The sequence below is a fragment of the Anaerovorax odorimutans DSM 5092 genome, from assembly GCF_000426305.1.
Lineage (GTDB): Bacteria > Bacillota > Clostridia > Peptostreptococcales > Anaerovoracaceae > Anaerovorax > Anaerovorax odorimutans.
The window spans coordinates 266628-287962 of sequence record NZ_AUFC01000001.1 but is presented as its reverse complement, the minus strand read 5'-3'; the positions used below and the strand labels follow the sequence as shown (position 1 = coordinate 287962).

Sequence of the window (21335 nt, the reverse complement as noted above, 5' to 3'; positions counted from 1 at the left end):
AAGAAATAAAAAAGTTCCAATTTTTATAAAAAAAATGGAACTTTTATGTAATATTTAATTATTTTCTTTCCAGACACTATACAGAATCTAAATTTTTTATCTCTTTATTATAAATATGCTTTAAAAATATAGCTATTGTAATGGTACTGAATATTTCCGCAAGGGGAAACCCAAGCCAAACATAGTCCAAACCATAAAAATAAGATAGTGCATATGATAATGGTAAAATTAAAATTAGTTGTCTCAACAATGAAACAATCAAACTAAGCAGTCCATGACCTGTTGCTTGAAATAAAGTAGCTGTTATAATTCCAAATGCAGCGAAAATAAAACAAGTACTGATAATTCTTAAAGCTCTTACTCCAATTTCAATCATGTCTGAAGAAGCATTAAACAAATTAAGTAAGGAAGCTGGAAATAATTGAAATACAATCACTCCTATAAACATAATAATCAAGGATGTTATTAACGCCAATTTATATGCATGAATTAATCTTTCCTTATTCCTTGCCCCAAAGTTATATCCTAAAATGGGCATGGTTCCTTGCATAAGACCAAAAACAGGCATAAAAATAAATGATTGAAGCCTAAAATATGCACCTAATACTGCAACCGCAGCTTCTGAAAATGAAATTAAAATTATATTTAAGCCCCCTATCATTACTGAAGCTATAGCTTGCATTATAATAGCAGGCAAACCTACAGAATAAATATTACTTATGGTTCCCCAGGAAATTTTAAAATTTTTATAACTCACATGAACTTCGTTTTTTATTAAAAATAATAACATTAAACCTATAACCATTGACACAAACTGACCAATTACAGTTGCAATCGCTGCACCTAAAACTCCTAATTTCGGAGCACCAAGCAATCCGAATATTAAAATAGGATCCAATATAATATTTGTAATAGCCCCTACCATATTGGATATCATAGGAGAAATCATATTTCCTGTAGCTTGTAAAATTTTTTCAATATTTAACTCTATAAAAATAAATAATGAAAAGATCGTTACAACCTTACAATAATCAATTGCATAATCTATAATTTGCGGACTGTCAGAAAAAGCTTTTATAAATACTTCAGAAAAGAAAATTCCAAATATGGCGAAAAAAATCCAATTTACAAAGGCTAATAAAATTCCATGGCTTGCTGCACTATTAGCCTCATCATATTTTTGTTCACCTAATCTTCTTGATATTAATGAATTTAATCCTACTCCTGTCCCCACGCCAACTGCAATTAAGAGAAGCTGTATGGGGAAAATAAGAGTTACGGCAGCCAAAGCAGTTTCATTTATATGACCAACAAATATACTATCTACTATATTATATAATGCTTGTATAATCATTGAAACCATTGCCGGTAACGACATGGTAAAAAGTAATTTACCAACGGGCATAATACCCATCTTATTTAATTGCAGACCTTCTTTTTCTGTTTCTAGTTTTACATTGTTAATTTCATCCATATATTTTAATCTCCTCCCTTTAAATAGTTATGTCTTGAAAGCTTTTATTACTAAAAAATGTGGCTTAAGCCACTTTTCACTTACCTTATTAAACAAGAAAATTTTATATGTATTTCTTATTATTTAAAAAAATCCCTAAAAATAGGGATTAATTAAAATCAATTTAATAAAATTTTATCTATAAGATATAAACATGTATACAATTTGAAATACGTAGATACACTTTAGGTCGTAAAACATCTCATTTTATTGATATTATATCATTCTTTTTCTCATAGTGTCAACTTATATATTAATGTAAGAATTATATTCTACATATAAAAAATCTCAGTTATTATGTAACTATGAGCAAGCCTATAAGCCGGGTTCTGTATTAGACAATCATCTATCTAAGGCGTACTGTTACCAGACGCTCATGCGGCCTACCATACCGGGCAGCGACGGGCCGCCGCTTTTCATGCCCTATTTGGCCTTGCTCCAGGTGGGGTTTACACGGCCAGCATGTTACCATACTGCCGGTGAGCTCTTACCTCACCATTTCAACCTTACCACGACAAAAGTCGTTAGGCGGTATGTTTCTGTTGCACTTTCCCTAAAGTCACCTTCGCCGGACGTTATCCGGCACCCATGCCCTATGGAGCCCGGACTTTCCTCAGGTATAATATTATACCCGCGATTGTCTGGCTTACTCATTTGGTATTAATTATAACATAAATCTAAATGGATTTAAATCTTTTTTAGATAAAAATATTTGTATATTTGTGCCAATTAAATTTTTAAGTTTTTTAGCAAAATTTTCTACAAATATTTTTTCAGTTCCATAATGTCCTGCATCAATTATACATATTCCCGATTCTTTTGCATTCTGAGCTTCATGATAGCTTACATCACCTGTAATAAACAAGTCACAATTATATTCTATTGCATGTGTAATAATATCTCCCCCAGCCCCAGTGCATAAACCTATTCGTTTAATCAATTTATTAGGCTCACCGACAACTTTAATACCATCGGAAATATTTAATACGTTACATATATGCCTGCATAATTCTTGCAAAGTCACATTTTCTTTAAGTTCTCCAAATCTTCCTATAATATGTTCAGCAGGATTTTTTGATTCAAAAAATTTAACTTTCTGTAATCCTATAAGTTCTGCCATATAATCATTATTTCCGCCAACTACTGAATCAAAAGTCGTATGTGCAGAATATACAGAAATTCCTGCTTTTATTAATTCTATCACATAACTTCCAATAACTGAATTATTGTCAACCATATTTAATCTATTAAATATTAACGGATGATGAGTTATTATAAAATCTGCATTAAGTTCTTTAGCTTCAGTTATAACCTCTTTTGTTATTTCCAGGGCAATAAGAATTTTATTTATTTCCTCTTTTGCCACATTAATTTGTATTCCACAGTTATCCCATGTTTCTTCTAATTCCTTCGGAGCAATTTTTTCCACATTTGAGATTAATTCTTTATAACTAATACCCATATTATTACCTTTCTGTATAATATTTAAATTTCATATGCTTTTTTTAATGCAAATTCTAACTTAACTATTCTTTCCTTAATTTTATTTACCTTATCCTTATTTTTTATATTCTTAGAATTTGAAATTGCATTAAGAATCTTCTCTTCTATTTTAATTTTGTTCTTTATAAAATCCACTAATAATGGATCTTTTTTTTCATACAAAATAGAACTTATCTCTAAATCAATTGGATCAGTAATTTTATCTTTATTTAAAACTATTTTAAAATTATTAATATTATTATACATTAATTGATTTTCAGGAACAGCTAAAAAGATTTCCCAAATATATTTTCCTTCTCTCACTAAACATGAATCAAGAATATAAAACCCATTTTCCAAAAGCCATTTTTTTAATTTTTCTGGAGCATTTCTCGGTTGAAAAATAAACTTTTTATAACTCTTAGACTTATTTACATCAGAAGATAATATATTTATAATAAGAAGACCTCCCATACCGGCTATTACTATATCATCAACCTCTCGTAGTTCTAATTTTTCTAAACCACTTCCTAATCGAACATCAAAACTATTGTCAGGACAATATATGTTAATATTATTATCTGCCTTTTCCAGTGGACCTTTATTAATATCACTTAAAATAACATGCGGGCAAATATTATTTTGCCATAAATATATAGGTAAAAATCCATGATCAGTACCAATATCTGCCATCGTTTCACCTTTATCAATAAAATCTGCTATCTTTTGCAATCGATCTGTCAACTTTATCATTTTAAGGTCTCCTAACTATAATAGTCCAGTCTATTAAATAAACTGGACTATTAAATAACTTATTCAAGATAGTCTTTTAATTTTTTACTTCTACTTGGATGTCTCAGCTTTCTTAATGCTTTTGCTTCAATTTGTCTTATTCTCTCTCTTGTTACATCAAATCTTCTTCCAACTTCTTCTAAAGTTCTTGCTCTACCGTCATCAAGACCAAATCTAAGCTTAAGAACTTTTTGTTCTCTATCCGTTAGAGTATCTAAAACTTCAACTAACTGTTCTTTTAACATTGAAAAAGCCGCTGCTTCAGCTGGCGCCGGAACATCATCATCCGGAATAAAATCTCCTAAATGACTATCCTCCTCTTCACCTATTGGAGTTTCTAATGAAACAGGCTCTTGAGCAATTTTTAAAATTTCTCTAACCTTTTCCTCGGAAATATCCATTTCTAAAGCAATTTCTTCAGGGGTTGGTTCCCTTCCATATTCTTGTAATAGTTGCCTTGAAATTCTAATTAATTTATTTATTGTTTCAACCATATGCACCGGAATTCGAATTGTTCTGGCCTGATCTGCTATAGATCTTGTAATAGCCTGCCTAATCCACCAGGTAGCATATGTACTGAATTTATATCCTTTTCTCCAGTCAAATTTATCTACCGCTTTAATTAACCCTAGATTACCTTCTTGAATTAAATCTAAAAATAACATTCCTCTTCCTACGTATCTTTTAGCTATACTAACTACCAATCTAAGGTTAGCTTCGCAAAGCCTTTTTTTAGCTTCATCATCACCAAGTTCCATTTTCTTTGCTAAATTTATCTCTTCGTTTGCTGTAAGAAGAGGAACTTTTCCGATTTCTTTTAAATACATTCTTACAGGATCATCTACTGCAATACCCTTTGGCAAAGTTGATTCTAAGTCGATCTCTCCTCCGGCAGCAACAATATCAGCTTCACTTACAACATCTTCTTCATCTTCCTCTTTCTCAAGTGCCAATATTTCAAAGTCATCCGGATCAACCTCAGATACAATTTCTACACCCATAGCATTTAAAGAATCATATAAATCATCCATTTGGTCTTTATCCATATCGATGTTATCTAAATAGTCTGATATCTCTCTATAGGTTATAGCACCTTTACTTTTGGCTTTTTGAATAAGCGTATTAACTAATTCAAACTTCTTTTCAGCGCTTGTTTCTTCGTATGCCATATTTAAACCCTCCTATTCCTTCTGTCATTTTTTTGGGATTGAATTTCCATAAATTCCTTCATAAGATCCTCAATACTATATTCATTACCATTATCATCTAATTTTTTATTATCTTCTTCATCTAAAACAGATAATATTTTTATAATTTGTTTTTCCCTTTGAGCAATTTTTTTATTTTCAATACTTGCAACACAATCAAGAAAAACATCTTCTTCTTTATCAGCTAAATAAATATTATCTAAAATTTCCTTTAACATTTCATTTTCTTCTGGTTCTAAGCTATCCTCAACCTTTTTAATATCAATTTCCTCATCTTCATTGTATATTGACAAAATAATTTGGTAAATTTTAGATGTAACTTTCCCAGAAAAAATATCTTCATAAGGAATAATTCGAGGAATATAGCTACTTTTCGTCAGCATAAGCTTAATAAAGTTTTTTTCCAATAAATTAATTTTTTTTGTACTCTGTATATTTTTTTCTTGTTTTTTATGTTTATTATAAATTATAATATTTTGATTCAAATTATCTTTTTCTGTGTTATTATTGCCATAAATTTCAAGTCTTATAGCCCCTTCTGAAATTTTTGTTTCTTTAGCTATTTTTTTTATATAAATATCCGCTTCTATAGGACTTAGCCTCTGCAATATTTTTGCCGTTTCTTGTAAAAATATTACACTACCTTCAGTTGTATTAATATCATATTTATTTTTTAAAATTGATATTTTATAGTCTACAAAGGATAAAGCCTTTTGTATTAATTTTAAATATTCATCTTTACCATTTTTTTTGATAAATTCGTCAGGGTCTTTACCATCACTGATATTCAATGCTTTTACTTTACATCCTGTCTTGTGCAAAATATCTAAACCTCTTAAAGTAGCGGCTTGTCCCGCATCATCAGAATCATATGATAATACTATATTATCTGTATATCTTTTCAGCATTATCGCCTGGTTATCTGTAAGTGCAGTACCTAATGATGCTGAAACATTCCTAATACCATTTTGATAAAGTGAAATTACATCCATATACCCTTCAACTAAGACAGCAAATTTTTCTTTACTTATTTCCTGTCTGGTCAAATTTAATCCATATAAATTATTTTTTTTATAAAAAATCGGTGACTCGGGTGAATTTAGATATTTTGGAATACTATCTCCAATTGCCCGTCCCCCAAATCCAATAACCTTTCCTCGAGTATTTATAATAGGAAACATAACTCTATCTCTATATTTATCAAAATATTTACCCTTTGAATAAGATATAAGTCCTAATTCTAAAAGCAATTCAGCTTTAATTCCTTTATTAATAAAGTATTTATAAAGGCTGTCCCATTTAGAGTCAGCATATCCTATCCCAAATTTTACAAGAATTTCATCACTCAACCCCCGCTTTTTCATATATGAATATGCCCGATTATATTTATTCTTAAAATTTCTGTAAAAGAATGCTGCTGCTTCTCTATTAATTTCATATAATTCATTCTTATTTCTATCTTCCCTTTGTGAGTAATTTTTTATTTCTATTCCATATTCTCCTGCCAATTTTTCTATAGCTTCCTGAAAATCCAAATTATAATATCGTTCAACAAAAGCTATTACATCACCTGTAGCTCCGCACCCAAAGCAGGTAAATATCTGTTTGCTTTCTGACACGACAAAAGAAGGTGTTTTTTCATTGTGAAAAGGACATACTCCTTTATAATTACTCCCTGTTTTTTTCAGAGACACATGACGACCTATAACGTCAACAATATTACACCTGCTTTTTATTTCATTAACTAAGTTTTCATTAAAACCAATGCTCACAAAATTTCCCCACTTTATATCATTGATAAAAAATAAACGATTACCATGAGTATATATTCGACAAAAGTTGTGGCATTCCTTTTTTTAAATAAAACTTTTTATTAAATTATTTTTTATTATGATAAGAAATATCTTTTTGTACTATTAATTAAATATAAACTACTACTTCCACCCTTTAGGTACAAATAATTGTGTAAAGATTTTTATTGCATAACGATCGCTCATACCTGCAATCTGATCTTTAACAACTTCTTCAATACCAAATTCATCAATCATCTTTCTGCTTTCTTTAGGTAATTTATTAGGATTTTTTTTATAATATTCATATAATGAATAAATCATATTTCGTATTTTATCTAACTCTTCATCCTTTTTAACGATTTTACTATGATAAACATTTTCAAACATAAAATCTCTTAATGTATCCATATATTTCAAACAGTTTTTACTCATAATAATACATTCTTTATTATCACTGTTTATTATCAAATCCTTTACTAGGGTATCTATTCTCTGCCTATGGTTGCTACCAAGATTTTCAATACAATCCTTTGGCAAATCCTCTGATTTAATAACTCCGCTTCTTAAAGCATCGTCAATATCATGATTAATGTAAGCAATCCTGTCACTTATTTTGACAATTTGACCTTCTAATGTAACAGGAATCCCAGTTCCTGTATGATTTAAGATTCCATCTCTGACTTCATAAGTAAGATTCATGCCTCTCCTGTCTTTATTGCTTTCAAGGATATCCACTACTCTGAGACTCTGAACATTATGTTTAAATCCATCTTTATGAATCTCATTTAAAAAAGTTTCTCCATTATGACCAAAAGGAGTATGGCCTAAATCATGACCTATGGCAATTGCTTCTGTTAAATCTTCGTTTAAAGACAAGGCCCTAGCAATTGTCCTTGCTATTTGTGAAACCTCCAATGTATGAGTCAATCTTGTTCTAAAATGATCTCCCTCTGGAGCTAGAAAAACCTGTGTTTTATGCATAAGTCTACGAAATGCTTTTGAATGTACAATTCTATCTCTATCTCTTTGATAGTCCGTTCTTACTTCACATTTATCCTCTGAAATTTCTCTTCCTCTGCTTTCTGCCGATTTTGCAGCAAACGGCGAAAGAATTTCATATTCACGTTGTTCTAAGTTTTCTCTTAAAATCATTTTTATATCCTCTATAAAATCTATTATATAAACAACTGAAATATAAATACTATGAAACCACCTAATATCATAGTAATAGGTAACGTAACAATCCATGCTACTACTATATTTTGTGCTATTCCCCACTTAACTGCAGAAAATCGTTTTGCACTTCCAACTCCCATTATAGATGTAGTTATAACCTGAGTCGTACTGACAGGTGCTCCTATAAAAGAAGCAGCTTCAATAACTAATGCAGACGCAGTTTGTGCTGCAAACCCATTAGCCGGCTGAAGTTTTGTAACACTATTCCCCATTGTTTTCATTATCTTCCATCCACCAATTGAAGTACCAAGTGCCATAGTTATTGCACATGAGATTTTAACCCAAAGAGGAACACCAGAAGTTGAATTTAAAACTCCTCCGCTTATTAAAGCCAATGTAATTATTCCCATTGTTTTTTGTGCATCATTATTACCATGAGAATACGCAACTAAAGCTGCGGATAAAATCTGCAATTTCAGAAATACTTTATTAACATGATTTTGTGACCAGTTCTGGAATATATTAAATAATGTGGTCATTAAAATAAATCCTACAAGAAATCCGACTACTGGAGAAGAAAATAAAGGAATAACTACTTTATGTAATACGCCTGTCCAAATTACATGCTCTGTTGATGCTGTAAATACAATTGTTGCACCTAGAAGTCCACCTATCAAAGCATGTGATGAACTGCTTGGTATACCAAGAATCCAAGTAATTAGATTCCAAATGATAGCCCCTATCAATGCTGCTAAAATTACATATTGTTCAAGCTTTATATCTACCAATCCTTTTGAAATAGTCAGTGCTACTTTTTCACTGACCAAAGCTCCGATAAAATTCATTACTGCCGCCATTATTATGGCATTTTTAGCTGTCAATGCTCTTGTATAAACTGAAGTAGCAATGGCATTTGCAGTATCATGAAATCCATTAATAAACTCAAATATTAATGAAAATATGATAACACAAATTAAAACTGTACTAAGCATGCTTCATTACCACTCCTTCAATAATATTTGCTACTCCTTCACACGCATCTAATGCATCCTCTAAAAGATCAAATAACTGTTTCCACTTTATAATTTCAATAGGATCTTTTTCTGTTCTAAATAATACTGTTAATGCTTCTCTATATACCAAGTCCCCTTCATTTTCTATCCTATTTACTTCAATTACTTGATCCATAATTATTTTACTTTTTTTTATGTACTTGAGATTATCAAACAAAATTTTTAATTCTCTTAAACAAATAGTTATTAGTTCTGTCATCTGCAAGGCTTCTTGCTTTACACTTTTTACATCAAAAACTATGAATCTGTTTGCTATTTCTTCAAGAATATCTACAATATTGTCCATTTCTTTTGCAATATCATAAATATCTTCTCTGTCAAATGGAGTTATAAAAGATGCATTCAGATTTTTTAAAATTTTATGTGTTTGTACATCACATTCTGTTTCTAATTCCTTAAGATTTAATACTTTTTTTTCCACATCAACAAAATTTTTTACTAGATCATTAAAAGCATCTCCGGCTGTCATAATTTTACTGAATGCCTCACAAAACAAGTCAAAAAATATCTCTTCCTTTTTCTTTACGCCAATCATTTAAATTATACCTCTTTATTTATATATATTATAATAGTTATTTCTGTCTAGATCCTATTCTATTTTACATTGACTTCTTCTAATAGTAAAGTGTTATTATGATAAAGAATATATGAAGGGCTTACTTTAAAAGTTAAGCCCCATAGCAACAATTGCACCTAATTCTTCATCTGCCTTCGATAAATATCCAACTACTTTTTCTTGAATGTTATCTTCAACAAACATAATATTATCTAAGATATTTTCAATTAAATGATTTTTTTCCATATCTTTTAAAGAACGGTAGAAATCACCCGCCTGAGTAAAATCATCAACTTTGTAATTGATTTCTTTAGTGTCTATAGCTAGAACACTAAGTTTTTCTGATTCCCTGCTGATTCTTCCAATATGATTATCTGATAATGATCCTAATCTATGTCTTTGTGCATCTGTAAAAGCAAAGGACATCATATTAAGCATTTTATCTGCGGAAAGTTCGATACCGGGAACTGTATTTAATGGATTGAATGCAATTTCTTCAACTTCTTTTTTATAATTAGTTGGTGGTTTATTTAATATCATTTTACCAATTTTAACTGATGGGGCAAGTTTTTCTGACCATATCTTTGTTACATCTAAAATATCAAAATCATATTTATATTTATCCTTTGCTTTTATTAATTGAACAGCAAGTTCATAACTTACTTCTTCTCCTCTTTCAAAGTATTCATATAAATCTCTTGTTGCAACGTCAGGATCAAAACCTGCTAAGAATTCACTTTCTTGTCTTGTAATGCATTTTATGCCCGACATAGGAATCCAATGATATCTTACAAAGTAAGTATCTCCTGTTTTGGAAATCCATAAATAAGTATTAACACTAAAGCCTTCCATATGTCTATAACTTTTTACAGTACCTTTATCTGAAAATAACCAAAGCAGCATCTGAATTGTTTCTGGATTTTCTGAAATAAAATTCCAAAAATCTTCTCTGTTTATTAAATTAGTATCATACGACGGTTTTAATGAATGAATTAATTTAACAATTTTATTTGGATCTCTTATAAAAAATACAGGCATGCTGCTGCATAATAAGTCATAATTTCCTTCTTCTGTATAAAATCTAGTAGCAAATCCTCTAAAATCTCTATTTGTATCTGCTGTTCCCTTAGATCCAAGTGCCGTTGAAAATCTAACAAAAACAGGAATCTCTTTTTCTATATCCTGTAAAAAATTGGCCTTTGTATAATCACCCATAGGCATATATAATTTAAAAATCCCATGAGCTCCTGTACCTTTTGCACAAATAACTCTTTCAGGTGTTTTTTCACGGTTAAAATCAGCAAGCTCTTCTATCAGTTGCATATCTAATTTCATTTTTTACCGCCCTTTCTATATCAATATATTTTCAGTATATGAAAATATATAAAAATAGACACAGAATAATCAAAGGTATGTCTTTAATACTTACTTTTTTATATATTTACAAATTTTTACTATTCAACTCACCGTTGACATGTATATTAAATATCTATAAACTATAATTATAAAAATATCATAATAAAAATGGAGTTGATATTATTGGCAAGACCAACAAAACTAAGAAAAATTGAAAATATACCCACAATACCTTATTTCATTCCTTCTGATAAAGATATCCCCTCAGTGCAACGAAATATATTAAAATTGGAAGAATTAGAAGCCATAAGATTAAAAGATCTTGAAGGTTTAGAGCAAGAAGAATGTGCTGCAAAAATGGAAGTATCACGTCCGACTTTTCAGCGAATCTTAATTTCTGCAAGAGAAAAAATTGCTGACAGCCTAATAAATGGAAAAATCATTCATATTGAGGGAGGCAATTTTACAAGGAATATTTGTTCTGTTAGATGTTCTAACTGCGGAAAAGAGTGGCTGGAAAGCTATGAAAATCTTGAAGCTATTAATAATGGAGAATATTCTTGCCCATCTTGCGGCTCATTAAATATTACATGCAGTCAGACTTGTAAGGGAAAATTCTGCAAAAAAAATTGTTGGAGACATGGAAATAATATAAAAAAAGAAAACACTTAATTTATTTAATAATTAAGTGTTTCTATAATTTATACTTTAATAGGGTATAAAAAATTTCTTACTCTTTCTGAACAATCTTCATCACCTACAAAATAAAATATATCTTTTTCATAAAAAACTGCATATGGTCCAGGCGACATTAACAAAGAATTTCTTCTTTTTATCGCAATTATTGTGGCAGAAGTATTATGCCAAAAATTCACATCTGCTGCTGATTTATTAATAAAAGGTGTTTCACAAGTTACTTCTATCTGAAAAGGAACAAAAGGATTAATAGACCTAAATCTATCGGTTTTATCAATTAATTCAGAAAGACAATTAGAAAAAATTTTCATCTCACTTTTTTGCCTCTCCACACTTTCAATAAGTTCACCTTTTAAATTATTTATAGTTTTAATATCATCATATTGCTTTATAAATTTAATTGCATTATCATACGATTTTATAATTACACCACTGCCTTTTGTAGTATCTACAATATCCAAATCTGACAAAACACATATAGCTCTCCGTGCCGTTTCAGATGATACTCCATATTGACTAGCAATAGATGATCTAGCATAAATTTTATCTCCGGTATTATATTTGCCTTCAGCAATCTTAGCAGCTATATCCGCAGCAATCTGCTGATATCTGGGACTTGTAATTTTTAAATTAGTTTTCATTTATTTTCTCCTGTTTGTATATACTAACTACAAATATATCATATTTATAGAAAAACGCCTATATTATTTTATAAATGATAATAATTATTTGCAGTTATTATAATTTACAGGTATTATACTCTTGTATATTAATTATTTAAGACGTGCATATGCTCTTTTTTCTCTTGTTCTTGGCATAGCCTTTTCGCTTATTTTTTCAAGAGAATCTATAATACCTTCCAGTTGTTCTCCCGGGAATCCTGCAAGTAAATGTTCATCAGGTATACTAGTGGCATTTCTACATCCATAACATCCTAGACTAACATTAAGTTTTTTAGTTTGATAAGGTACTACAGTCATGTCTACACAAGTACCATTTGAAATACTTGAGCTAAAATTTAATCTGCCACCTTCTTTATAAATCGCAGCTAAACTTAACCACATAAGATGTTCTGGAACTGTTTCCAATACAATAATATCCGGATTAAAATCTACTTTTGATAAAGGAGATAAAGCAATACCTGTAAACTCATTTTGTTTAAATCGAGGCATTTGCTCCATTGTAACTTTTGCCCCTTCCTTTTCAAAATTACCTAAATTTGATAAAAATTCGCCACTAAGGAGTTTTTCTGGTACAGGAATAAAACCTAAAGCTGAACATCCGTTTGCACATGCTATGTTTTCAGAATCTGCAAGAAGCTTATTTCCCTCCCTTGCCTTCATAATAAACTGACAAAAAGTAAATTTTTTCTCTTTATCATATCCTTCTATTACTTCATTATTCTTAAGAAGCTTAATTCCAACTGCCTCATTCTTCATGCCTAATACTTTATATAGTCTTTGTGATAATAATTTGTAATCTAACATAATCTTATCCTCCATAAATTTAAAAATTTAATATATTTTTATTTATATAATACATTTTTATAATAGCTATCCGATAGATAAAGAGCCCCTAACGGGTTATGCGCAAGAACTCTATCTTTAACTGCAAAAACAGTCACCGGTGCATTGCAATGTTTTATAAATAAAGAATCATGACCTACGCATAACCCTAAAACTATATTAAAGTCTGTTTTTGCTTTATTCAAAAACTCTGCCTGTCCTATAGGATTGCACATTGGTTCATAAGTACCTGGTTTTATTTTTTCTTCATCTTTTATACCTAAAAATTCTTTAGGTATACTTCCATTTTTACATATAATAGAATTTACCTCAAAATTGTGATATTTTAAAATATCACATAAAATTTTTGCTTCCTTACTCAATCCTATGCAAAACGCAATACCTAACTTTTTAAAATTACACTTATTTGCAAATTCTATAGTTTCTTCAAGTCTTGTTTTTTTACAATATCCTTCTGCCTCAGTTTTTGCGGAATTATATGCTAATATATAATTTTCATCTTTAAGATATAATTCTTTTACATTTTGCTTTTCTTTTTCATCATTACATGGGCAGTTTTTAGGAGCATTATCCAATTGTCCTGTTCGGCAATTATGTACTTTACACATAGCACATGTATACATTTTTTTCACCTCATTATTTCATTTACTTTTATCTTTATTTTTATTTCTCTTATTTATATTAAAATAAATAGGAAATTAAATGTTTTCATATAAATTTTTAGGCAGCTAAAAATTAACTTTATTCTCAATTAAACATTTTTTTAAATCTGATATTTTATCATAATAATTTTTTATTGCAGATTTTAATCCTGATGGTCCTAATAAAGAACAATGTATTTTATTTTCAGGTAAACCCCCGAGCGACTCTATAACATCCATATCCGATATATTCAATGCTTCTTCTAAAGTTTTCCCCTTTACAAGTTCTGTAGTTATACTGCTTGTTGCTATAGCACCTACACATCCAAATACTAAAAAACCGATATCAACTATTATATTATTATCAACTTTTATATATATCTTTATATAATCACCACATTCTGGATCTCCCGCATATCCTTCTCCGTTAAAATCATCTAATTTACCAACATTTCTAGGAAACTTAAAATGGTCAATAGCCTTATCTGTAAAAGAACCATAAGACATAACATCATACCTCTTTAAAATTAGTTACAAAATATAATCTATTTTTTATTTACATTCAAATATTTTTCATCATTTAAATGCTTTGCCAACTTTTCTTCGGTTTCTTTACTAATTACATGTTCCATTCTGCAAGAATCTAACTCTGCAATTTCAGGTGTTACACCTAAAACGTTTATAAGATAATGTTTTAGCAAATTACGCTTTTTCATAGTACTAACAGCAATATTCCGACCACTTTCTGTCAAAGTAATTGTACCATATTTTTCTTTCATGACATAACCTGCATCTTTTAAAACGTTCATCATTCTGCTTATACTTGCTTTTGATAAGCCAAGTGCACAAGCAAGATCCATTGAATGTATACTATCACTATGTTCAGACAGTTCAAGTAAAACTCTTAAATAATCTTCTTTTGACTGAGTTATTTTTTTCATATTAAATAGCTCTCCTGCGCATACGTTTAATTATATTCTCTAACTAAACATTTCATAAGTAAATTAACATATCTTTATATTTATATATTAATTAGGTTATGAGCATATGTCAATAAAAAATAAAATTATTTTCCAAATAGTTATTGACATATGCTTAAAATGGATATACTATAACTGTAATGGACATATGTCAATATTGTCAAGGAGGTGATATTATGCCAAGAAGAGATGGAAGTGGACCAACAGGACTTGGATCAATGACAGGCAAAGGTTTTGGTTTTTGCACTGGAGTTAATACTTTTAGAAATGGTTGTGGATTTGGTCTTGGATTAGGCTTGCGTAATGGGTGCAGACAAAATTACAGATTTAATTCAAATTCACCTAAAACACAAAAAGAATTGCTCTCTGAACAAAAAGAGCTTTTAGAAAACAGACTAAATTTTATTAAAGATCAATTAGATAGTATTTCTTAAAAAATCATATAACAGTGGTGCACCACTGTTATATGTATTAATATATAAAGGAATAAAATTATGCCTAGACCTAAAAAATACAGGAAAGTATGTTGCTTGCCTCAAAAAAATTTATTTGGACCTCTTAATGTAAATAATATAGATACGGAAATTATTTTAATGACCGTGGAAGAGTATGAAACAATACGTTTAATTGATTTTGAAGGTCTGACACAAGAAGAATGTGCCGAAAGAATGAATGTAGCACGTACAACTATACAAAGAATTTATAATAATGCTCGTAAAAAGCTCTCTCAAACTTTAGTTAATGGAAATTTACTAAAAATTGAAGGAGGATGTTACAAATTATGCAGCGAATGTGGACAAAATTATGACTGTGAACAATGTAACAGGCATAGATTTGGAAAAAATAAGACAAAATATTAGTAAAATAATTTGTCTTATTTAAAATCCACAATTATTTAGTATTAAAATGTAAATAAATATCTCAATATTTATATTCCATTTAATAAAATATAATATAACATATATAACTAAGGAGGAAATTATGAAAATCGCAATTCCAGTAGATGAAAACAATGAAGAAACTAAAGTATGTATATCCTTTGGACGTACTCCCTATTTTCTAATTTATGATACTGATTCAAAAGAAAAGACTTATCTTAATAACAGTGCTGCTGCCAGCCAGGGAGGTGCAGGAATTAAAACTTCACAAGTACTTGTAGATAATGATATAAATGCTATAATAACACCTAGATGCGGTGATAATGCAGCAGAAGTACTAAAAGCTGCAAATATAAAAATATATAAAACAAAGAACGACTCTGTAGACGATAATATTAATTCTTTTTTAGAAAACAATTTATCTTCTCTTGAAGATATACATGAAGGATTTCATAATTAATCCAAGGAGAAAATAATATGAAAATAGCTGTACTAAGTGGCAAAGGCGGCACAGGTAAAACATTTGTATCTGTAAATTTAGCAGCGTCTTCTAAAAAATCAATATATGTAGATTGTGATGTTGAAGAACCAAACGGACACCTTTTTTTTAAACCAAATAATATACAAACAAAAAATGTTTCTGTTTGTATCCCCTCTGTTGATTCTGCTATTTGCAATGGCTGCCGTAATTGTGTGGATTTTTGTAAATTTAATGCACTTGCTTATATTCTTAATAAGGTAATTGTATTTGAAGAAGTTTGTCATTCTTGTGGTGGATGCATATTGTTTTGCCCTACTAAAGCTTTGTCAGAAAAAGAAAAAATAATTGGTAAAATAGAAAAAGGAATATCTGATAATGTATCTGTTTACACGGGGATATTAAATACCGGGGAAGCAACGGGAGTACCTATTATAAAATCATTATTAGAGGATACAAAAAACAGTAATGAATTAACTATTATTGACTGCCCTCCCGGAAGTGCTTGTATTGTAATGGAAAGTATCAAAGATGCTGATTTTTGCGTATTAGTAGCTGAACCTACAATATTTGGAGTACACAATCTTAGCATGGTATATGAACTTGTAAATTTATTTAAAAAACCCTATGGAGTTATTTTGAATAAATGTCTTGATGTACCAAATCCTGCTGAAGAATTTTGTATAAAGAATGACATTAAAATTTTAGAAAAGATACCTTATGATAATGATTTAGGCACTTTAAACTCTAATGCATTAATTTGTGCAAGAGAAAATTCAAAATATAAAGATTTATTTAAAACTCTGCTTGCGAAAATTATTAAGGAGGTGCCAAATGAAACAATTACTGATTCTTAGCGGTAAAGGCGGCACAGGTAAAACTACTGTGGCAACTTCCTTTATAAAGCTTTCAAATGCAAAAGTTTTTGCAGATTGTGATGTAGATGCACCTAATTTACATTTACTGACATCTGGAATGTCTGATCCTAAATATACAAACTATTTTGGACTTCCCAAGGCAGTTATTGATTCAAATAAATGTATCAAATGTGGCTTATGCAAAGAAAATTGCAAATTTGATGCTATTGAAAATATTAAGGATTATCAGGTTGATTGGTATGCTTGCGAAGGCTGTGGTGTTTGCGAAAAACTCTGCCCTACTAAAGCTATAACATTAATACCTGCTAAAGCCGGTGATTTAATACTATATTCTGATATAGACAAAGCATTTTCCACTGCTAAACTTAAAATGGGAAGCGGCACTTCAGGTAAATTAGTTACCGAAGTAAAAAAACAGATGAATTCAGTAACAGTGAAATCAGACTTAGCTGTAATTGATGGCTCACCTGGAATAGGTTGTCCTGTAATAGCATCTCTTAGTGGTGTTGACATGGTATTAATAGTTGCCGAGCCTTCTATTTCAGGAATTAATGATATGGAACGAATTATAACAACGGCACAAAAATTTCATACTAAAATTGCTGTCTGCATAAACAAATATAATACAAATCAGTCTAATACTGATAGAATTATAGAATATTGTAAAAATAGCAATATCCCTTTTGTTGGAAAAATTCCTTTTGATAAAAAGGCAGTTACTGCAATTAACAGTGGAAAAAGTATTGTAGAAATTGATTGTGAAGCAGGTATTTCAGCAAAAGAAGTTTATAAAAAAACAATGGATATACTTTTTAATTAAATTTAAAGGAGACAAATTATGATAATAAAAACATTAGTTGAAGATACGTCTGTCTCTCCTGAATATAGAAATGAACATGGTTTTAGTTTATATATTGAAACGAAAAAACATAAAATATTATTCGATTTAGGTGCAAGTGATTTATTTTTAGAAAATGCAAAAAAAATGAATGTTGATATTAAAAATGTAGATTTAGTAATAATTTCACATGGTCATTATGATCATGGCGGTGGTTTAAATGCATTTTTACAAAATAATTCAAAGGCTAAAATATATATTCATAATAAAGCTTTTGAAGGACATTTTTCCAATAGAAATAATGGCATTTCATATATTGGCATTGATGATTCTTTAAAGTCAAACAACAGAATAATATATACTAAAGATTATTTATATATTGATGATGAATTAGAACTTTTTTCTAATGTAAAAGGTAGAGAATTTTTCTCATCTTGTAATAAAGTTCTCTTAACAAAATCACGAGATAAATATATTGAAGATACCTTTGAACATGAACAAAATCTTATCATAAAGAATAATAGTAAAATCATTTTAATTGCCGGCTGTGCACATAACGGAATAGTGAATATTATAAATCATTTTAATAAAATATGCTCAAGTCCTGCAGACTATATAATTGGTGGATTTCATTTGTATAATTACAGTGCAAAACAAAGTGAAGATCCAAAAACGGTAAATCAGATTGCAAAGATTTTAAATGAAACAAAAGCAAATTATTATACTGGACATTGTACTGGACCGGAAGCATTTAAGCAATTAAAAGAAATAATGGAAGATAAAATTCAATATTTAGCTACTGGCAGTGTAGTTGAAATATAAAAAAATATTTTAATTAACAAAGGAGAAAATCATGAGCGAAAATTGCAGCAACAATTGTAATACATGCAATGAAGATTGCAGTGAAAGGAAACAAAATCCAGAGAGTCTTTTAGAGAAGCCTCATTATTTAAGTGAAGTAAAAAAAGTAATAGGTATTGTAAGCGGTAAAGGTGGAGTTGGCAAATCCTCTGTAACATCTATGCTGGCTGTTTCTATGAACAGAAAAAATCATAAAACTGCCATTTTAGATGCTGATGTAACAGGTCCTTCTATTCCTAAAGCTTTTGGACTTAAGAAAAAATCCGAAGCAAGTGAAATGGGAATATTCCCTGTTAAAAGTACTACCGGTATTGATATAATGTCAGTTAATTTAATTTTAGAAAATGATACTGACCCTGTAGTATGGAGAGGCCCTGTGATATCAGGAGTAGTAAAACAATTTTGGACAGATGTAATCTGGGGTAATGTTGATTATATGTTTATAGATATGCCTCCTGGTACAGGCGATGTTCCACTAACAGTTTTCCAATCTATCCCTATTGATGGCATTATTATTGTAACTTCACCTCAGGAATTAGTTTCTATGATAGTTTCTAAAGCTGTCAAAATGGCAGAAATGATGAAAGTCCCTGTTATTGGTGTCATTGAGAATATGTCATATTTAGAATGTCCTGATTGTCACAAGGAAATAAAAATATTTGGTGAAAGTAATATACAAAAAATAGCCCACGAATATAATATAGATGTACTTGCTAAACTACCTCTTAATCCAAATATAGCAAAAGCCTGTGATGACGGTACAATTGAAGAATTTGAAGGCGGTGATTTATTAGATAAAACTATTAGTATTTTAGAAAACATGGAAAACAATAAAAAAGATAATATAAAAGAAGAAAATGGAGGTATTAAAATGAAAATAGCAGTTGCAAGTGAAGGTAAAATGGTTACAGAGCATTTTGGTCATTGTGAAAGTTTTATCATATTTGAAACAGAAAATGATCAAATCGTAAACAAAGAATCTGTTGCTAACCCAGGACATAAACCAGGATTTTTACCAAATTTCTTAAATGATATGGGAGTAAAGGTTATAATTTCCGGTGGTATGGGCGGAGGTGCAATAGATATCTTTAATGAAAAAGGTATTGAAGTTATTACAGGTGCATCAGGAGATGCTGAAGCAGTAGTTAATGAATACTTAAAAGGAAATCTAAAAAGTACAGGCAGCGTTTGTCACGATCATATGCATAGTGATGAATGTGGCAATCACTAAAAATGTTTTTTATAACTTTTAATAAAAATTCCTTATTGCAAAATACAGCAATAAGGAATTTTTAAATTTATATATATAATTATAATTTTTTTAAATTCTCTTTTTTCTATATGTTTCTAGTGAACATGATGATGACTTCCATCACATTCATCTGTACCTTCATAATTTCTAATTAATTTCAATATCCTTTTATCCATTAAATCAAGGGCAGTATCTGCGCTATATCCGACCCCTATATATCTTGTTACACAAGCATCTGCCAATATATCAAATTCCGAAGGTTTTAATTCTCCTGTAATAATGGCCTCGCAATCATATTTTAAAACCTCATTTGCTAATTTTTCTCCGGTATTATCATCCGAATTTTCTATTGAAACAAAACTTAAATCATCCATATTAACTATTAATAAATACTTACATGATTCCAATTTTTCTGATACCTGACTTTTTAAAGAATTTCCATTCGTACTTACAGCTATTTTCATAATTTCTTATATAATGTATTTACAACTTAAATACATCAATCTGCTCCTTTCTTTTAAGTAAGTAAATTATTTTTTGCAATACTATTATTTATAAATATTCTGCACTTTTTTCTACACAACCTAAACATGATAATTTTCTATTTGATCTAATCTCATGACATTTTATGGAACCTGCTTGATCTATAAAATATTTTTCAAAATCCTTCAATTTTTCCGGATTCTTTTTTTCAAGGGCAAATCTAGCAGCAAAATAAGCTCCGCAAATTCCTTCCGGAGCTCTTCCACTACCATACAGTCGAAACAGTTTAACCGTATCATCGTCAATATCATATTTTTCTTTAAATGCATTTATAACAGCTTGCGCACAATTCATACGTTTATGCCCATTTTTTCCAAGAAAATGATTTATTGCTTTTTTTATAGGCATTATTACCTCCTGGTTTTTATATATAACTTTTATACTGTTATAAATTAAACTTTTACTGTATCTCCTATTTTTATACTGCCGCCTTTAATAACTTTGCCGAATCTGCCTTCTCTACTGACTATATACGGTCTTCCTTTTTCTTTAAATTGATCTTTTCCTATATGATAAATTTCAACCTCGACTTCATCTCCTAGCTTAACAACAGTACCAATATTTAATTTTTCAAGTGGGATACCTGATATAGTAATATTTTCTGTATACCCTCCATTTAATACTTCATCCATTTTGTCAGCGGGAACCTTCTTTATAGCTTCTATAGGGAAAATACTTATTTGACGACTTGTTTCATCTGCATGTGCATCACCTTCTAATCCCCAATTCTCAAGTACCTTGATACTTTGAACGCTTTCTTTTTCAGTTCCTTTTTCCAAACTAATATTAATTGATAAAATTTCTGCCATAACTTT

Annotated in this window: 25 protein-coding genes and 1 other RNA gene; 8 read left to right on the top strand and 18 right to left on the bottom strand. The window is 29.8% G+C overall.

Features of this window, described 5'->3' with window-relative positions; genetic code table 11:
- Positions 1 to 76: 76 nt before the first annotated feature.
- The 10 genes from K292_RS0101450 to K292_RS15520 all read right to left on the bottom strand — a co-directional run bounded on the left by K292_RS0101450 (position 77) and on the right by K292_RS15520 (position 10928).
- A complete protein-coding gene (locus K292_RS0101450) occupies positions 77 to 1474 on the bottom strand; it encodes an MATE family efflux transporter (RefSeq protein WP_027398349.1) in 1398 nt (465 codons plus the stop codon).
- Between the two features lie 341 nt (positions 1475 to 1815).
- Positions 1816 to 2166, bottom strand: an RNA gene (gene rnpB / locus K292_RS17610) — RNase P RNA component class A.
- A gap of 11 nt (positions 2167 to 2177) precedes the next feature.
- Positions 2178 to 2975 carry a Nif3-like dinuclear metal center hexameric protein gene (locus tag K292_RS0101445; protein WP_027398348.1) on the bottom strand — a complete coding sequence of 266 codons (798 nt, stop codon included), beginning with the start codon at positions 2973 to 2975 and terminating at the stop codon, positions 2178 to 2180.
- A 23-nt stretch (positions 2976 to 2998) separates the two neighbouring features.
- On the bottom strand, positions 2999 to 3748 hold the full coding sequence (locus tag K292_RS0101440) for a tRNA (adenine(22)-N(1))-methyltransferase (RefSeq protein WP_051280122.1): 750 nt from the start codon (positions 3746 to 3748) through the stop codon (positions 2999 to 3001).
- 59 nt (positions 3749 to 3807) lie between these two features.
- Positions 3808 to 4956, bottom strand: coding sequence for an RNA polymerase sigma factor RpoD (gene rpoD, locus K292_RS0101435; protein WP_027398346.1), 1149 nt, complete (start codon positions 4954 to 4956; stop codon positions 3808 to 3810).
- 2 nt (positions 4957 to 4958) lie between these two features.
- Positions 4959 to 6767 carry a DNA primase gene (dnaG, locus tag K292_RS15525; RefSeq protein ID WP_037372118.1) on the bottom strand — a complete coding sequence of 603 codons (1809 nt, stop codon included), beginning with the start codon at positions 6765 to 6767 and terminating at the stop codon, positions 4959 to 4961.
- A gap of 162 nt (positions 6768 to 6929) precedes the next feature.
- Positions 6930 to 7940 (bottom strand): deoxyguanosinetriphosphate triphosphohydrolase, encoded by a 1011-nt coding sequence (locus tag K292_RS0101425; protein WP_027398345.1) that lies wholly within the window; start codon positions 7938 to 7940, stop codon positions 6930 to 6932.
- 23 nt (positions 7941 to 7963) lie between these two features.
- A complete protein-coding gene (locus K292_RS0101420) occupies positions 7964 to 8956 on the bottom strand; it encodes an inorganic phosphate transporter (protein ID WP_027398344.1) in 993 nt (330 codons plus the stop codon).
- A complete protein-coding gene (locus K292_RS0101415) occupies positions 8949 to 9572 on the bottom strand; it encodes a DUF47 domain-containing protein (protein ID WP_027398343.1) in 624 nt (207 codons plus the stop codon). The genes K292_RS0101420 and K292_RS0101415 overlap by 8 nt, the downstream gene beginning before the upstream one ends.
- A gap of 126 nt (positions 9573 to 9698) precedes the next feature.
- Entirely contained in the window at positions 9699 to 10928 is a 1230-nt protein-coding gene (locus tag K292_RS15520; RefSeq protein WP_037372115.1) for a catalase, read from the bottom strand.
- A gap of 204 nt (positions 10929 to 11132) precedes the next feature.
- Here K292_RS15520 and K292_RS0101405 point away from each other — a divergent pair, with 204 nt between their 5' ends.
- Positions 11133 to 11621 carry a DUF134 domain-containing protein gene (locus K292_RS0101405; protein ID WP_027398342.1) on the top strand — a complete coding sequence of 163 codons (489 nt, stop codon included), beginning with the start codon at positions 11133 to 11135 and terminating at the stop codon, positions 11619 to 11621.
- 29 nt (positions 11622 to 11650) lie between these two features.
- Here K292_RS0101405 and K292_RS0101400 read toward each other — a convergent pair whose 3' ends face one another.
- From K292_RS0101400 to K292_RS0101380, 5 genes are all read right to left on the bottom strand, one after another.
- A complete protein-coding gene (locus K292_RS0101400; RefSeq protein WP_027398341.1) occupies positions 11651 to 12286 on the bottom strand; it encodes a GntR family transcriptional regulator in 636 nt (211 codons plus the stop codon).
- Positions 12287 to 12418: 132 nt separating this feature from the next.
- Positions 12419 to 13132, bottom strand: a complete 714-nt coding sequence (locus tag K292_RS0101395) for a DUF169 domain-containing protein (RefSeq protein WP_027398340.1) — start codon at positions 13130 to 13132, stop codon at positions 12419 to 12421.
- Between the two features lie 38 nt (positions 13133 to 13170).
- A complete protein-coding gene (locus K292_RS0101390; RefSeq protein ID WP_027398339.1) occupies positions 13171 to 13794 on the bottom strand; it encodes a DUF1847 domain-containing protein in 624 nt (207 codons plus the stop codon).
- 105 nt (positions 13795 to 13899) lie between these two features.
- The gene (locus K292_RS0101385; protein WP_027398338.1) at positions 13900 to 14319 is read right to left on the bottom strand and encodes an iron-sulfur cluster assembly scaffold protein; all 420 of its coding nucleotides are present in this window, start codon (positions 14317 to 14319) and stop codon (positions 13900 to 13902) included.
- A gap of 38 nt (positions 14320 to 14357) precedes the next feature.
- Positions 14358 to 14753: a metal-dependent transcriptional regulator gene (locus K292_RS0101380; RefSeq protein WP_027398337.1), complete on the bottom strand. Its 396-nt coding sequence runs from the start codon at positions 14751 to 14753 to the stop codon at positions 14358 to 14360.
- Between the two features lie 215 nt (positions 14754 to 14968).
- On the opposite strand from K292_RS0101380, the gene K292_RS0101375 reads away from it, so the two are divergent.
- From K292_RS0101375 to K292_RS0101345, 7 genes are all read left to right on the top strand, one after another.
- On the top strand, positions 14969 to 15226 hold the full coding sequence (locus tag K292_RS0101375) for a DUF5320 domain-containing protein (protein ID WP_027398336.1): 258 nt from the start codon (positions 14969 to 14971) through the stop codon (positions 15224 to 15226).
- Positions 15227 to 15286: 60 nt separating this feature from the next.
- Entirely contained in the window at positions 15287 to 15652 is a 366-nt protein-coding gene (locus K292_RS0101370; RefSeq protein ID WP_027398335.1) for a DUF134 domain-containing protein, read from the top strand.
- Between the two features lie 121 nt (positions 15653 to 15773).
- The gene (locus tag K292_RS0101365) at positions 15774 to 16130 is read left to right on the top strand and encodes a NifB/NifX family molybdenum-iron cluster-binding protein (RefSeq protein ID WP_027398334.1); all 357 of its coding nucleotides are present in this window, start codon (positions 15774 to 15776) and stop codon (positions 16128 to 16130) included.
- A 17-nt stretch (positions 16131 to 16147) separates the two neighbouring features.
- The gene (locus K292_RS0101360; RefSeq protein ID WP_027398333.1) at positions 16148 to 17005 is read left to right on the top strand and encodes a nucleotide-binding protein; all 858 of its coding nucleotides are present in this window, start codon (positions 16148 to 16150) and stop codon (positions 17003 to 17005) included.
- Positions 16983 to 17846, top strand: a complete 864-nt coding sequence (locus tag K292_RS0101355; protein ID WP_027398332.1) for an ATP-binding protein — start codon at positions 16983 to 16985, stop codon at positions 17844 to 17846. Before K292_RS0101360 ends, K292_RS0101355 begins: the two co-directional genes overlap by 23 nt.
- An 18-nt stretch (positions 17847 to 17864) precedes the next feature.
- Positions 17865 to 18686, top strand: a complete 822-nt coding sequence (locus K292_RS0101350; protein WP_027398331.1) for an MBL fold metallo-hydrolase — start codon at positions 17865 to 17867, stop codon at positions 18684 to 18686.
- A gap of 31 nt (positions 18687 to 18717) precedes the next feature.
- Positions 18718 to 19956, top strand: coding sequence for an iron-sulfur cluster carrier protein MrpORP (locus K292_RS0101345; protein ID WP_027398330.1), 1239 nt, complete (start codon positions 18718 to 18720; stop codon positions 19954 to 19956).
- 116 nt (positions 19957 to 20072) lie between these two features.
- Here the strand turns inward: K292_RS0101345 and K292_RS0101340 are convergent, their stop codons facing one another.
- The 3 genes from K292_RS0101340 to K292_RS0101330 all read right to left on the bottom strand — a co-directional run bounded on the left by K292_RS0101340 (position 20073) and on the right by K292_RS0101330 (position 21329).
- Positions 20073 to 20441 carry a NifB/NifX family molybdenum-iron cluster-binding protein gene (locus tag K292_RS0101340; RefSeq protein WP_027398329.1) on the bottom strand — a complete coding sequence of 123 codons (369 nt, stop codon included), beginning with the start codon at positions 20439 to 20441 and terminating at the stop codon, positions 20073 to 20075.
- Positions 20442 to 20529: 88 nt separating this feature from the next.
- Complete coding sequence (locus tag K292_RS0101335) at positions 20530 to 20868, bottom strand: C-GCAxxG-C-C family (seleno)protein (RefSeq protein ID WP_027398328.1); 339 nt, start codon at positions 20866 to 20868, stop codon at positions 20530 to 20532.
- A gap of 44 nt (positions 20869 to 20912) precedes the next feature.
- On the bottom strand, positions 20913 to 21329 hold the full coding sequence (locus K292_RS0101330; protein ID WP_027398327.1) for a sulfurase: 417 nt from the start codon (positions 21327 to 21329) through the stop codon (positions 20913 to 20915).
- Positions 21330 to 21335 lie beyond the last annotated feature (6 nt).